The organism is Streptomyces sp. NPDC001415 (assembly GCF_053597395.1).
Window position 1 is genome coordinate 25,120 of sequence record NZ_JBSFIE010000032.1, and the last position, 14,099, is coordinate 39,218.

11 protein-coding genes are annotated in these 14,099 nt (G+C 71.6%); 2 read left to right on the forward strand and 9 right to left on the reverse strand.

Annotated elements, in window-relative coordinates; translation table 11 throughout:
- Nucleotides 1-98: 98 nt before the first annotated feature.
- The 4 genes from ACWC2B_RS30545 to mshD all read right to left on the reverse strand — a co-directional run bounded on the left by ACWC2B_RS30545 (nt 99) and on the right by mshD (nt 5,051).
- Nucleotides 99-527 carry an NUDIX hydrolase gene (locus ACWC2B_RS30545; protein ID WP_450722237.1) on the reverse strand — a complete coding sequence of 143 codons (429 nt, stop codon included), beginning with the start codon at nt 525-527 and terminating at the stop codon, nt 99-101.
- On the reverse strand, nt 524-1,636 hold the full coding sequence (locus ACWC2B_RS30550; protein WP_450722239.1) for a CHAD domain-containing protein: 1,113 nt from the start codon (nt 1,634-1,636) through the stop codon (nt 524-526). The genes ACWC2B_RS30545 and ACWC2B_RS30550 overlap by 4 nt, the downstream gene beginning before the upstream one ends.
- Nucleotides 1,623-3,848: an RNA degradosome polyphosphate kinase gene (locus tag ACWC2B_RS30555; protein ID WP_450722241.1), complete on the reverse strand. Its 2,226-nt coding sequence runs from the start codon at nt 3,846-3,848 to the stop codon at nt 1,623-1,625. Before ACWC2B_RS30555 ends, ACWC2B_RS30550 begins: the two co-directional genes overlap by 14 nt.
- Before the next feature lie 279 nt (nt 3,849-4,127).
- A complete protein-coding gene (gene mshD, locus ACWC2B_RS30560) occupies nt 4,128-5,051 on the reverse strand; it encodes a mycothiol synthase (protein WP_450722243.1) in 924 nt (307 codons plus the stop codon).
- A gap of 297 nt (nt 5,052-5,348) precedes the next feature.
- Here mshD and ACWC2B_RS30565 point away from each other — a divergent pair, with 297 nt between their 5' ends.
- Nucleotides 5,349-7,163, forward strand: coding sequence for a bifunctional metallophosphatase/5'-nucleotidase (locus tag ACWC2B_RS30565; protein WP_450722245.1), 1,815 nt, complete (start codon nt 5,349-5,351; stop codon nt 7,161-7,163).
- 328 nt (nt 7,164-7,491) lie between these two features.
- On the opposite strand, the gene ACWC2B_RS30570 is transcribed toward ACWC2B_RS30565, so the two are convergent.
- From ACWC2B_RS30570 to ACWC2B_RS30590, 5 genes are all read right to left on the reverse strand, one after another.
- A complete protein-coding gene (locus ACWC2B_RS30570) occupies nt 7,492-8,889 on the reverse strand; it encodes a sensor histidine kinase (RefSeq protein ID WP_450722353.1) in 1,398 nt (465 codons plus the stop codon).
- A 26-nt stretch (nt 8,890-8,915) separates the two neighbouring features.
- Nucleotides 8,916-9,647, reverse strand: coding sequence for a response regulator transcription factor (locus tag ACWC2B_RS30575; RefSeq protein WP_344372264.1), 732 nt, complete (start codon nt 9,645-9,647; stop codon nt 8,916-8,918).
- Between the two features lie 114 nt (nt 9,648-9,761).
- Complete coding sequence (locus ACWC2B_RS30580; protein ID WP_450722248.1) at nt 9,762-11,015, reverse strand: S1C family serine protease; 1,254 nt, start codon at nt 11,013-11,015, stop codon at nt 9,762-9,764.
- Nucleotides 11,016-11,126: 111 nt separating this feature from the next.
- Nucleotides 11,127-12,149: a LacI family DNA-binding transcriptional regulator gene (locus ACWC2B_RS30585; protein ID WP_053729012.1), complete on the reverse strand. Its 1,023-nt coding sequence runs from the start codon at nt 12,147-12,149 to the stop codon at nt 11,127-11,129.
- A 103-nt stretch (nt 12,150-12,252) separates the two neighbouring features.
- Complete coding sequence (locus tag ACWC2B_RS30590; protein ID WP_450722250.1) at nt 12,253-13,020, reverse strand: response regulator transcription factor; 768 nt, start codon at nt 13,018-13,020, stop codon at nt 12,253-12,255.
- Between the two features lie 243 nt (nt 13,021-13,263).
- On the opposite strand from ACWC2B_RS30590, the gene ACWC2B_RS30595 reads away from it, so the two are divergent.
- Nucleotides 13,264-14,082 carry an alpha/beta hydrolase gene (locus tag ACWC2B_RS30595; RefSeq protein ID WP_450722252.1) on the forward strand — a complete coding sequence of 273 codons (819 nt, stop codon included), beginning with the start codon at nt 13,264-13,266 and terminating at the stop codon, nt 14,080-14,082.
- Nucleotides 14,083-14,099: the final 17 nt, after the last annotated feature.

Below are 14,099 nucleotides of genomic sequence, written 5' to 3' on the forward strand. Positions count from 1 at the left end.
TACCGGTTCGTGTTCAGCAGGCATACGGAACCGATTCCGCGGCCGGGCGCGACGCCGTTGGGGCCTGCTTGCAGGCGGAATCCGCCCGCGGCCGGGGCTCAGGCGGAATGCAGCGCGTCGAGCAGCGCCAGGACCAGCTGGCGGTCGCGGGGCTGGGTCAGGCGGTGGTGGGCGGCCGCCGGGGGCAGCCAGAGCAGCCGGTCGACCTCGGAGCTCGCGGTGAACCGGCCCTCGCCCGCCTCGGCGGCCCAGTAGTCGACCCGCTTGGGGCGGCCCTGACCGTCGGTGTAGTGGGCGGTGGGCAGCGGAGCACCGGGCGTGCACTGGTACCCGGTCTCCTCAAGCACCTCGCGCAGCGCACCCGCGAGCGCCGCCTCGCCGCGCTTCAGCTTGCCCTTGGGGTGCGACCAGTCGTCGTACTTCGGGCGGTGGACGAGGCAGACCTCAAGGCCGCCGTCGCCCCAAGGAGAACGGCGCCACAGCACGCATCCCGCCGCGAGGACGGTTCCGTCGGGTGCGGTGCTCATGGTGCGACCGTGGTCGCCGTGGGTGCTGAAGACGTGGGAGCTGAAGACGTGGGTGCTGAAGACGTGGGTGCTGAAGACGTGGGTGCTGAAGACGTGGGTGCAGAGGACGTGGGTGCTGAAGACGAGGGTGCTGAAGTCACCGCCACAGGCTGCCAGATCCGCTGGAAGGCGAAGCGGGCCGCCTCCACGTCGTGCCGTTGGTCGGCGTGGAGCACGCCGAGCGCGTACGCGGTGGCCGGCGCGATCCGGGGGGTGCGGGCCGCGGCGGACGCGGCCGACGCGGCCTCGGCCGCGTCCCGGTGCCGGTCGAGCGCCCTCCCGGCGGCAAGGAGCCGCTCGGGGGAAGCCGGGTCGCCGAGGCCGTGGTGCAGCACTTCCTGGGCGTACCGGTGCAGCCGGAGCAGCAGGCGCACCTGGTGCCAGGGGCTGTCCTGGGACTCGCTCTCCTGGACTAGGGCCTCCGCGTTGTACGGATGGGCGGCGCGGGCCAGCGGCAGCGCGGCCACTGCCCGCTCCAGACGGTCCTCGGCGTCCAGGGCCGCCGGCGCGAGCACCTCGCAGGCGTGGGCGGCGGCCGCCGACGCCAGCGGCACCTCGCTGGCGAGCAGCGCGACCGCGTCCGCCACGGCGTGGAACCGGGACGAGCCGAGCGCCTGGAGCGCCGCCGAGTGGGCCCGGGTGCGGGCCAGGGTCAGCTGGCGGTCGAGCAGCGCGCCGGCGCGGGCGGCGCCCACCGTGAGGGTGCCCGTGTCACCGCGCGGCGGCGGCACCCGGGTGCCGGACAGCCGGTGCAGGGCGTCCATGAGCCGGGTGAGCCGGGCCGAGCAGGCGTGCTCGCCCGCCAACGTGCCGGACAGCCAGGCGAGTTCGGTACGCAGCTGGTCGGCCCACGCCGGGTCGAGCAGCGGGCGGAAGGTGTGGAGGGTGCCGCTGATGCGGCGGGCGGCCGCGCGCAGGGCGCGGGCGGCCTCCTCGGTGGAGTGGTTGTCGGGCCCCGCCTCGCGGTGGAGGCGGAGGCCGCGCAGGAATTCCCCCGCCTGCGCGTGGAGGTAGGGGGCCAGGACCTCGCCCGCCGACTCCTGTCCCGGGATGTTCTCAAGGCGTTGCACGCCGGCGCCTCCGGGCGTCTATCAGCATCTCCTGTACGTTCCGCAGCGGCTGTCCCTCGGCATCGGTCGAGTGCCGGTTCCAGTTCCCGTCGGCGCCCAGGTGCCAGGACGACGTGGTGTCCGACATCCCGGTCTCCAGGAGCCGGCTCAGGGCCGCGCGGTGGGCCGGGTCGGCGACCCGGACCAGTGCCTCGATGCGTCGGTCGAGGTTGCGGTGCATCATGTCGGCGCTGCCGAACCACACTTCGGGCTCGCCGCCGTTCCCGAAGGCGAAGACCCGCGAGTGCTCCAGGAACCGGCCGAGGATCGAACGGACCCGGATGTTCTCGGAGAGCCCGGTCACGCCGGGGCGCACCGCGCAGATGCCGCGTACCCAGATGTCGACGGGCACGCCCGCCTGCGAGGCCCGGTAGCAGGCGTCGATGACGGCCTCGTCGACCATCGAGTTGACCTTGATGCGGACGTAGGCGGGCCGCCCGGCGTGCTGGTGGGCGATCTCCTTGTTGATCCGCGAAATCAGGCCGTCCCTGAGGGACTTGGGGGCGACGAGCAGGCGTCGGTAGGTCTCGCGGCGGGAGTATCCGGACAGCCGGTTGAAGAGGTCCGAGAGGTCCGCGCCGACCTGCGGGTCGGCGGTGAGCAGCCCCAGGTCCTCGTACAGACGGGCCGTCTTCGGGTGGTAGTTGCCGGTTCCGACGTGGCTGTAGCGGCGCAGTGTCTCGCCCTCCTGCCGCACCACGAGCGAGAGCTTGCAGTGGGTCTTGAGGCCGACGAGCCCGTACACGACGTGGCAGCCGGACTCCTCCAGCTTGCGCGCCCACTTGATGTTGGCCTGCTCGTCGAAGCGCGCCTTGATCTCGACGAGGACGAGCACCTGCTTGCCCGATTCGGCCGCGTCTATCAGGGCGTCCACGATCGGCGAGTCGCCCGAAGTCCGGTACAGGGTCTGCTTGATGGCCAGCACGTCCGGGTCGGAGGCGGCCTGTTCCAGGAAGGCCTGCACCGAGGTGGAGAACGAGTCGTAGGGGTGGTGCAGGAGTACGTCGCGTTCGCGCAGCGCCGCGAAGATGTCGGGCGCGGAGGCGGACTCGACCTCGGCGAGGTCGCGGTGGGTGCCCGCGACGAACTTGGGGAACTTCAGCTCGGGACGGTCGAGCGCGGAGATCCCGAACAGACCGGTCAGGTCGAGCGGTCCTGGCAGCGGGTAGACCTCGGCGTCCGAGATCTTCAACTCCCTTACCAGCAGGTCGAGTACGTACGGGTCGATGGACTCCTCGACCTCAAGGCGCACCGGCGGGCCGAAGCGGCGCCGCATGAGCTCCTTCTCCAGCGCCTGGAGCAGGTTCTCGGCGTCGTCCTCCTCGACTTCGAGGTCCTCGTTGCGCGTCACCCGGAACATGTGGTGCGCGAGCACCTCCATGCCGGGGAACAGCTCCTCCAGGTGCGCCGCGATGACGTCCTCAAGGGGTACGTAGCGCTGCGGCGAGGCCTCCAGGAAGCGGGAGAGCAGCGGCGGGACCTTCACGCGTGCGAAGTGGCGGTGGCCGGAGACCGGGTTGCGCACCACCACGGCGAGGTTGAGCGAGAGCCCCGAGATGTACGGGAAGGGGTGCGCGGGGTCCACGGCCAGCGGGGTCAGGACCGGGAAGATCTGCTGCCGGAACAGGGTGAAGAGGCGGGCCTGTTCCTTCTCGGTGAGCTCCGGCCAGCGGATCAGGTGGATGCCCTCGTCGGCCAGGGCGGGGGCCACGTCCTGCTGGTAGCAGGCGGCGTGCCGGGCCATGAGTTCGCGCGAGCGGGTCCAGATCAGGTCGAGGACCTCGCGGGGCTGGAGGCCGGAGGCGGAGCGGGTGGCCACGCCGGTGGCGATGCGGCGCTTGAGTCCGGCCACCCGGACCATGAAGAACTCGTCCAGGTTCGAGGCGAAGATCGCCAGGAAGTTCGCCCGTTCGAGGAGCGGGGTCGCCGGGTCCTCGGCCAGCTCCAGGACGCGCTCGTTGAACGCGAGCCAGCTGCGTTCGCGGTCCAGGAAGCGGCCCGAGGGCAGCTCGTCGCCCTCGCTCTCGTCCTCGTAGGCGTCCAGGTCGGCGTCGATGTCCGGCTCCAGGTCGGACACGGCGGCCGCGAGGGTGTGCGGCCGGTGCGCGGCTATGGAGCCGACGGACGGCTGGGCGGGCTGGAGCGGGACCTCGGCGCTGGGCTGCTGGCTCATGTCCCCATTGTTCCGCGCACCGAGGGTGTCCAGCGCGTCGGAGAGGGCGGGAGTAAGGGCCCGGGGGGATCTCGTGGGCGGAACTGTTCCGTTCCGGGTGGCGGGCGCCGGCGGCTTCATTACGCGAGCGTCGCAAGCGTGTCTGAATAGCCGGTTACGAGGACATGACGTGCGGGCAAGCGAACCCCGGCCCCCGGGCGTCGCCCAGGGGGCCGGTCAGCGGGGCGCGGCCACCAGGATGCGGCGGCCGGCCCGTCCGGGCAAGGGGGCGGGAGGCCCTCAGGACTCCGCGCGGTACATCAGGTCCACCTCGTGGGTGGTGAAGCCGAGGCGCTCGTAGACCGTGACGGCCGCGGTGTTGTCGGCGTCGACGTACAGCATCGCGGTGGGCAGGCCCTCGGCCGCCAGGTGGCGCAGGCCGGTCGCGGTCAGCGCCTTGCCGAGGCCGCCGCCCTGGGCGTCCGGCCGGATCCCGACGACGTACACCTCGCCGAGCCGCTCCTCGGCGTGCACCTTGGTCCAGTGGAACCCGACGATCTCGCCGTCGCGCTCCGCGAGGAAGAAGCCCTTGGGGTCGAACCACGGCTCGGCCTTGCGGTCGTCGAGGTCGCGCTGGGTGAGGGAGCCCTGCTCGGGGTGGTGCGCGAAGGCCGCCGCGTTCACCGCGAGCCAGGCCGCGTCGTCCTCGCCCGGCGTGAAGGCGCGCACGGTGACGCCCTCGGGCCAGACGGGCTCGGCGATGTCGAGGGGGCTCAACGGGCGCCGCAGCTGGCGCAGTTCGCGGAACAGGGTCAGGCCCAGGACCTGCGCGAGGTGGCGGGCCGCCGAGTGGCCGCCGTGCGCCCACACCCGCAGCCGCTTGCCGGTCGCGCCGAGCAGCGCGCTGCCCAGCGCCCGGCCGTGCCCGTGGCCGCGGTGCGCGGGGTGCACGACGAGTTCGGCGGCGGGCGCCTCGACGGGGTCGGTGTCCTCCAGCTGGGCGTACCCGACGAGCGTGTCGCCCACGGTCAGCAGAAAATGCCGCACGCCCTCGCGCCGGCCCCCGCGCAACTGGAGCCGCCCCTGCTCGGAAACGGCCTGCTGCCCGTCGCCGCGGGCGGCGTCGGCGATGAGGTCGAGGACGGCCTGCGCCTGGGAGTGACTGAGCTCGTCGAGCGTCTGGATCTCGCGGGAGGACGGGGCGGGGGCGGCTGCGTCTGTCATGTCTACGAGGGTACGGCGGGGGGTGTCGCGGACGGGGTGCGCGAGCGGACCTGATCGCGTTCGGGTCGCGGACCGGGCCGCCTCCGGGTGCGCGGCTCCCCGTCAGGGCGAGCGGCCCGGGTCACGGTACGACTCGCCTCCCGGCCGTACCCCGCGAGAGCGGCCCCACCGTCCTCCGCCCCGTACGTGATCAAAGGCAACCAGCTCGTGACCCGCCACCCCCTGTTGCGCTACGCGCGTTGACCTTAGGCTGCGCCGAAACCTCACCGGAAACTCACAGGGGACTCGAACAACAACATGCCAGCGAAACCCCACATGAAGCGTGCCGCCACACGAATGTGGGCGGGGGCCGCCGGACTTGCCACCGTCGGAGCGCTCGTCGCCGCGATGCCCGCCGACGCGCACGAGCACGGACACGGGCACCACCCGAAGCCGGACCGTACCGTCGACGTACAACTGCTGTCCTTCAACGACCTGCACGGCAACCTGGAGCCCCCGGCCGGTTCGGCGGGCGCGGTGACAGAGCGTCAGGCGGACGGGACCACCAAGTCCGTGCCGGCCGGCGGGATGGAGTACCTCGCCACCTCGCTGCGCACCGCCCGCCAGGGCCACCCGTACTCGATCACCGCGGCCGGCGGCGACATGATCGGGGCGAGCCCGCTGCTGTCCGGGCTCTTCCACGACGAGCCGACCATCGAGGCGCTCAACAAGCTCAAGCTGGACGTCACGGCCGTGGGCAACCACGAGTTCGACGAGGGCGCCACCGAACTCGCCCGCATGCAGAACGGCGGCTGCCACCCCACCGAGGGCTGCTACGAGAAGGGCAAGAAGTTCCGCGGCGCGGACTTCCCCTACCTCGCGGCCAACGTGACCAGCGAGAAGACCGGCAAGCCGATCCTCAAGCCGTACACGGTGTGGCAGAAGAACGGCGTCAAGATCGGCTTCATCGGCGTGACGCTCGAAGGCACCCCGAACGTCGTCACCGCGTCCGGCGTCAAGGGTCTCAAGTTCGCCGACGAGATCGAGACGATCAACAAGTACGCCAAGGAACTGGACCGCCAGGGCGTCAAGTCCATCGTCGCGCTGATCCACGAGGGCGGCATGCCGTCCACGAACGCGTACAACGACAGCTGCGACAGCCAGGGGCCCGGCAGCGGCATATCCGGCCCCATCGTCGACATAGCCAAGGGCGTCTCGCCCAAGGTGGACGCGCTGATCACCGGCCACACCCACCAGGCGTACGTCTGCACCGTCCCGGACCCGGCGGGCAACCCGCGCATGGTCACCTCGGCGGCCTCGTTCGGCAAGCTGTACACCGACACGACGCTCACCTACGACCGGCGCACCAACGACATCGTGCGTACGGCGGTGAAGTCGCCGAAGTCCGCGAACCACGTGGTCAGGCGGGACCAGCCCAAGGCCGCGGACATGACCCAACTCATCGCCCGCTGGGGCAAGTTGGCGGCGCCGGTCGCCAACCGGCCGCAGGGTTACATCTCCGCCGACATCAACGGCCGCGGCTCCGAGGCCCCCGAGAAGCCGCTGGGCGACCTCATCGCGGACGCGCAGCTGGCGGGCCTGTCCGCGCCCGACAAGGGCGGTGCGCAGATAGCCCTCATGAACCCGGGCGGGATCAGGTCGGACCTGGTCTACAAGGCCTCCGGCGGCGAGGGCGACGGGGTCGTGACGTACGGCGAGGCCTTCACGGTGCAGCCGTTCACCAACATGATGAACGTGGTCGACCTGACCGGGGCGCAGCTCGTCACCGCGCTCCAGCAGCAGGTCAGCGGGCCGAACGCGGCCGACCCGAAGATCCTCCAGGTGTCCAAGGGGCTGACGTACACCCTGGACATGACGAAGTCGGGGGCGGCGCGGGTGGTGGTCGACACGGTGAAGCTGAACGGCGTCGCGCTCGACCCGGCGAAGACCTACCGCGTCGCTATGAACGAGTTCCTCGCGGGCGGGGGTGACGGGTTCCCGGCGCTGGTCGGCACGAACAAGCTGGTCGGGGCGTCCGACCTTGACGTCTTCGACGCGTATCTGGCTGCGAACTCTTCGGCTTCCGCGCCGATGGCTCCGCCGGCGTCGGGGCGGATCACGGTGTTGAAGTAGCAGTCCCCTGCGGGGGGCTGAGGGGCGGCGGGGCCTGTGCGGCCCGCCGCCCCTCTTGCGATCACGGCACTCCGTGCCGGGAGTTGCGGCTGCGGCCCGGTGGGGGCTGGTCGCGCAGTTCCCCGCGCCCCTAACAGCGTTGGTTCCGGCCCGCACCGGTGCATTTCAGCCTGTCCGGCGTTTGAGGACGAGCGCCCTTAAGGCGCGATACGGGGTCTGGGGCGGAGCCCCAGAAGACCTGGCTTCACCCTTTCCAACCCCCGGAGGGTTTCGGGAAGGGGTGGGGTGGGGCAATCCGGGGCCTGGGGCGGAGCCCCAGGGGTGGACCCTACGGGGCCTCCGGTGGCGGGGTCGGCGCGCCCGGCAGGGTGATGGTGGCCAGGGTGCCGCCTCCCGGGGCCGCGGACAGGGTGACCTCGCCCCCCGCGTGCCGCACCGTGCGGGCCACGATGGACAGGCCCAGGCCAGACCCGGGGAGGGCCCGCGCCGAGGGGGAGCGCCAGAAGCGTTCGAAGACGTGCGGGAGGTCCTCGGCGGGGATGCCGGGACCCTGATCGCGGACGGTCAGGACGCCCCGGTCCAGGGCGACCGTGACCGTCCCGCGCGGCGGGCTGAACTTCACCGCGTTGTCCAGGACGTTCACCACCGCCCGCTGCAACGCCGCCGGCTCGGCCCGTACGTACCAGGGCGCCAACTGCGCCGTAATGGTCAGCTCGGGGCCGCGCAGCCGCGCCCGGTCGAGCGCGAGCCGGGTGATGTCGTGCAGGCCGACGACCTCCAGCGGGCCCTCCCGGACCGCGTCCGGGCGCGACAGTTCCTGCAAGTCCCCGATGAGCGAGGCCAGTTCGGACATCTGCGCCGTCACCGACGCCATCAGCGCCTTGCGGTCGGCGGGCGGAATGGCCCGCCCGGTCTCGTCGCTCCGGGCGAGCAGCTCGATGTTCGTACGCAGTGAGGTGAGCGGCGTACGCAGCTCGTGCCCGGCGTCCGCGATGAGCTGCGCCTGCCGGTCCCGGGAGGAGGCGAGGGCGGCGGTCATCGCGTTGAACGAGCGGGACAGGCGCGCGATCTCGTCCTCGCCCTCGACGGGGATGCGGACGGTCAAGTCCTCGGTGCGGGCCACGTGCTCGACGGCCCCGGTCAGCTTGTCCACGGGCCGCAGCCCGGTCCGCGCGACCCAGAGGCCGGCGGCGCCTGCCGCGATCACGCCGATTCCGGCGAGGCCGAGCAGCACCAGCGCCAACTGGTTGAGCGGCTTGGTCACCTCGGTCAGCGGCACCGCGATGGAGACGGCGATGCGCTCTTGGGCGAGACCGCTCTGCACGTTGGCGTACTGGGTGAACACCCGGCGTTCCACACCCGAGCTGTCGGTCGTGGTGTGCATGGCGTCGTTTCGGAAGCCTTTGGCCACCTGAATGTCCGAGTGCTGCACGGGCAGTCGGGCGGACTTCGGGTTGGCGCACACCGAGCCGTCGGCGTACACGACCTGGGTGAGAGGTGTGTTGCCGGGAAGCAGGATGGGACGGGGGTTCACACTGCGGCAGTTCTGGATCAGCTGGGAGGCGTAGTCGGTGCTGGCGCTGCTTCGGCTTTCGGCGCTCAGCCGGGCGTCCAACTGGCTGGTCAGCACGCCGCGGGTGAAGAACCAGCACGCCACGGCGAGCCCCGCGACCGCGACTGCGACCGCGACGGCCACCAGCATCGCGAGCCGGGACCGCAGCGGCATCGCGCGGTACCGGCGCAGCACTGCGTTCACTCCGCGCCGCCCGGCCGGAGCGCGTACCCCACGCCCCGCACCGTGTGCACGAGGCGCGGCTCGCCGCCCGCTTCGGTCTTGCGGCGCAGGTACATGACGTACACATCGAGGGAGTTGGAGGACGGCTCGAAGTCGAAGCCCCAGACGGCCTTGAGGATCTGCTCGCGGGTGAGCACCTGGCGGGGGTGGGCCAGGAACATCTCCAGGAGGGTGAACTCGGTGCGGGTCAGCTCCACCACCCGGGTGCCGCGGGTGACCTCGCGGGTGGAGAGGTCCATCCTGAGGTCCGCGAAGGTGAGGACGTTCCCCGCGTCCTGCCCGGCCGCCCCCGCGTCGACCGCGTACGAGCTGCGGCGGAGCAACGCCCGGATGCGGGCGAAGAGTTCGTCGAGTTCGAAGGGCTTGACCAGGTAGTCGTCGGCGCCCGCGTCGAGCCCGGTGACGCGGTCGCCGACCGTGTCGCGCGCCGTCAGCATCAGGATGGGCGTGGTGGAGCCGGCCGCGCGAAGCCGACGGGCCGCGGTGAGCCCGTCCATCCTCGGCATCTGGATGTCGAGGACGATCAGCTCGGGCCGGTACGCCTCCGCCTTCGCGAGGGCGTCGAGGCCGTCGACGGCGACCTCGGTGCCGTATCCCTCGAAGGCGAGACTGCGCTGCAGCGCCTCGCGGACGGCGGGCTCGTCGTCGACGATCAGGATGCGCTGCGGGTCGTCCTCGGCGGGGCTCATGAGCGGGTTCCTTCTTCTGCGTCTTGCGGCTCGGTGACATCAGCCTCGCATGCGGGCGGTGCTGTGCGGGGCGGCTCGCTGCCCCGCACGGATCGGTGCCGGATCAGGACCGGATCAGTAGCTGCCGGCGAAGCCGCTGCCGGAGCTGTCGCTGCCCTGGTTGCTGTTGCCGCCGGTGTCGCTGCCGCCGCTGCCCCCGCCGCGCAGGCTCGTGAGGTCGGACTTGACGGTGTTGATCGGGATGGCGAAGCCGAGCCCGACACTGCCGGCCGACGAACCGCTCGCGGCGCTCGAACTCGGCGAGTACATCGCGGAGTTGATGCCGATGATGTTGCCGTTCATGTCGATGAGCGCGCCGCCGGAGTTGCCCGGGTTGAGCGAGGCGTCGGTCTGGAGCGCCTTGTACGTGGTCTTGGAGGAGCCGGTGTCGCCGTTGAACTGCTGCCCGCCGAACTCGAACGGCCAGCCGCCGTTGCCGCGCCCCCGGCCCTGTCCTTGGCCCTGGTTGCCCTGCTCCTTGGCGACGGTGACATCGCGGTTGAGGGCGGAGACGATGCCGGAGGTGACGGTGCCGGTGAGGCCCTCGGGGGAGCCGATGGCGACGACCTGGTCGCCGACCGCGATCTTGCTGGAGTCGCCGAGGTGGGCGGGCTTGAGGCCGCTCGCCCCGTCCAGCTTGATCAGCGCGAGGTCCTTGTCGGGGTCGGTGCCGACGACCTTCGCGGTGTAGCTCTTGCCGTTGCTGAGCTTCACCTTGATCGAGGTCGAGCCGGAGATGACGTGGTTGTTGGTGATGATCTCGCCGTTGGCGGTGATGATCACGCCCGCGCCGGTCGACTCGCCCGAGCCGGACGTCGCGTTGATCTCGACGATGCTCGGCATGACGGCCTTGGCGACGCCGGAGACCGTGCCGTTGGTGCTGTTGGAGGCGTTGGTGCCGCTGACACCCGAGCTGACACCGGCGTTGTCGTTGCCGACGTAGTGCTCGACGAGGCTCGCGGTGCCGCCGCCTATGGCCGCCGCGATGATGGCGACGGCGGCGAGGAGCCCGACCGAACGCTTGGCGCGCGGGGGCTTGGGGGCGCCTGCCTCGCCACCGGCGAGGTGCGCGGTCCCGCCGCCGTGACCGCCCCCGTGGAACCCGGCGGGGCCGGGCTCGGGGTGGGCGGCCGCGTTTCCGGGCCACACCGTGGTGCCGGGGCCGGTGGTCACCGGGGTGGCCGGCTGGTACGGGGGCGGCGGCGGATAGGCGGCCGCGTAGGTCTCGGCCTCTCGCCGGGCGTCGTCCTTGGCTCGCTGCCAGGACTCGTCAGAGAGGTTCGGCTGCTGCTCGGGGTACTCGCCGCTGTGGCGGGGGCTCTCGGTCATGTCTATGACGATCGGACGCGTTCATGAGAGCAGTCTGAGGACCGCTTAAGAAGCCCGGCAGAACCGTGTTTGCCCGAAATAAAGACGCCCCGGCGCCCGGCAGTTGGCGGGTTATCCGCAACCGCAGGAGCGGCGTACGACGAGCCGTGAAGGGAACTGCTTGAGGCGTTCGCGGCGCGAGCCCGCCACCCGCAGCCCGTCGTCCAGGACCAGGTCGACGGCGGCCCGGGCCATCGCGGGCCGGTCGGAGGCGATCGTGGTCAGCGGCGGATCGGTCAGGGCCGCCTCCTTGACGTCGTCGAAGCCCGCCACGGCGAGCTCGCCCGGCACGTCGATGCGCAGCTCGCGGGCGGCCCGCAGCACGCCGATCGCCTGGTCGTCGGTCGCACAGAAGATGGCCGGCGGCCGCTGGGGCCCGGCGAGGATCTCCAGGGCCACCTTGTAGGCGTCGTACCTGTTGTACGGGGCCTGGAAGAGGCGGCCTTCGAGGGAGCGGCCGGACTCCAGCATGGCCCGGCGCCAGCCCTCGACGTGGTCGGCCACCGGGTCGCCGACGGCCGGGGTCGACTCGATCCCGCCCAGGCAGGCGACGTACTCGTGGCCGTGTTCGAGCAGGTGGCGGGTGGCGAGCTGGGCGCCGCCGATGTCGTCCGTGACGACCGCGACGTCGTCGATCGCCTCGGGCCGCTCGTGCAGCAGCACCACGCGGGCGTCCCAGGCGTCGATCTCGGCCGCGGCCCGCTCGCTGGGGCCCTGGCTGACCAGGATCAGCCCGGCGACCCGCATGCCGAGGAAGGCCCGCAGGTAGTGGACCTCGCGGTCGTCGATGTAGTCGGAGTTGCCGACCAGGACCATTTTCCCGCGCTCGGACGCGGCCTGCTCGACCGCGTGCGCCATCTCCGCGAAGAACGGCTGACGCGCATCCGGGACGATCATGCCTATGAGGTCGGTACGCCGCGACGCCATCGCCTGGGCGACCCGGTCCGGCCGGTACCCCAGCTCCTTGATCGCGGCGAGGACACGCTCGCGCGTGGCCGGGGCGACCGGCCGGGGTCCGTTGTTGATGACGTAACTGACGACGGCGGTCGAAGTACCCGCAAGTCGTGCAACGTCGTCCCGCGTCACCTTGGCCACGCGCGGCAGTCTACGCGGGGTGACCCGCCTCTGGGCAGGCCATATCGCAGGTCGTACCCCACGCGTGATCTGCCGTTCGGGTTACCCCGCCGAGGAACGCGATCTACCGCTTGTGGGAGCGGGCGGCCGCTTCCTTCGCCTCGGCGGTGGCCGCGTCCACGACCGCCTTCGCCTTGGCGTCCTCGGAGGTGCGCTCGGGCTTCTCGGGCGTCACGAAGCGGTAGCCGACGTTGCGGACGGTGCCGATCAGCGACTCGTGCTCGGGGCCGAGCTTGGCCCGCAGCCTCCGTACGTGCACGTCGACCGTACGGGTGCCGCCGAAGTAGTCGTAGCCCCACACCTCCTGCAGCAGCTGGGCGCGGGTGAACACCCGGCCCGGGTGCTGGGCGAGGTACTTGAGCAGCTCGAACTCCTTGAAGGTCAGGTCCAGGACCCGCCCCTTCAGCTTCGCGCTGTACGTCGCCTCGTCGACCGAGAGGTCGCCGTTGCGGATTTCCATGGGGGAGTCGTCCGAGGTGGCCTGCGCCCGGCCGGTCGCGAGCCGAAGCCGCGCCTCGACCTCGGCGGGGCCCGCGGTGTCGAGCACGACGTCGTCGATGCCCCAGTCCGCGGTGACGGCGGCCAGACCGCCCTCGGTCACGACCAGGATCAGAGGGCAGCCGGGGCCCGTCGAGCGGAGGAGCTGGCACAGCGACCGCACGTGCGGCAGGTCGCGGCGGCCGTCGATCAGGATGACGTCGGCACCAGGGGTGTCGACGAGGGCCGGGCCCTCGGCGGGGGCCACCCGCACACTGTGCAGAAGCAGGCCGAGGGCGGGGAGCACCTCCGTCGACGGCTGAAGGGCATTGGTCAGGAGCAGCAGAGAGCTCATCGCACCCCACCTGCCCAGGTAGTCCGCTTCGGATCGTGCACGGTTCGCTCGCCCATAACGTCGGTTCCTCCTCGGTCCCTGCGAGGACGTTGCGGCACTGCTTCGTACTGTGGTTCTGACGCTCAGGGCCTACTCTCAGGCCCTTTGTGAGCGTTTGTTCACCCGTCCGTAACAACGACCGGGAAACACAAAAGGACCCGGGGGCTACGTTGCCCGGATCCTCTGCCAAGGAGAATAGCCCACATGAATGCCGAGGCAGAGGGCCGATTTCACACTTCAGCTGTTTCCTCGATCACTCCCGGACCTCGGCGCGCAACCCTGTGTACCTCTGACGGTGTCCGGATCGAGGCGGTTTACGCGCCCTGTGTGAAGGGCGCCCGCGACACCGCGATCGTGGTCGCGCACGGGTTCACCGGATCGGCCGACCGCCCCGCCGTACGAAGGGCCGCGGGCGTGTTCGCGCAGTACGCGGCCGTGATCACTTTCTCGTTCCGCGGGCACGGAAAGTCCGGCGGCCGCTCGACGGTCGGCGACCGCGAGGTGCTCGATCTCGCGGCGGCCGTCGAGTGGGCGAGATCACTCGGGTACGAACGGGTGGTGACCGTCGGCTTCTCGATGGGCGGCTCCGTGGTGCTGCGGCACGCGGCGGCGTACGGGGGGAGCGCGAGGGGGCGCACGGATGCAGTGGCGGCGGTCAGCGCACCCGCCCGCTGGTACTACCGGGGCACGGCCCCCATGCGGCGGGTGCACTGGCTCATCACCCGGCCCGCCGGGCGCCTCGTGGGCCGCCTCGGCTTCGCGACCCGCATCCACGCCGAGGACTGGGACCCGGTGCCGCTCTCGCCCGTCGAGGCCGTCCCGCTGATCGCGCCGACCCCGCTGCTCATCGTGCACGGCGACCGCGACCCGTACTTCCCGGTGGACCACCCGCGCATGCTGGCGGCCGCCGGACCTGCGCGGTTGTGGCTCGAACCGGGCATGGGGCACGCCGAGAACGCGGCCGGCGAGGAGCTGCTCGGGCGGATCGCGGGCTGGCTGCTCGCCGCACGGCCCGCCGCGTAGCCCATCATGGAGGGCGA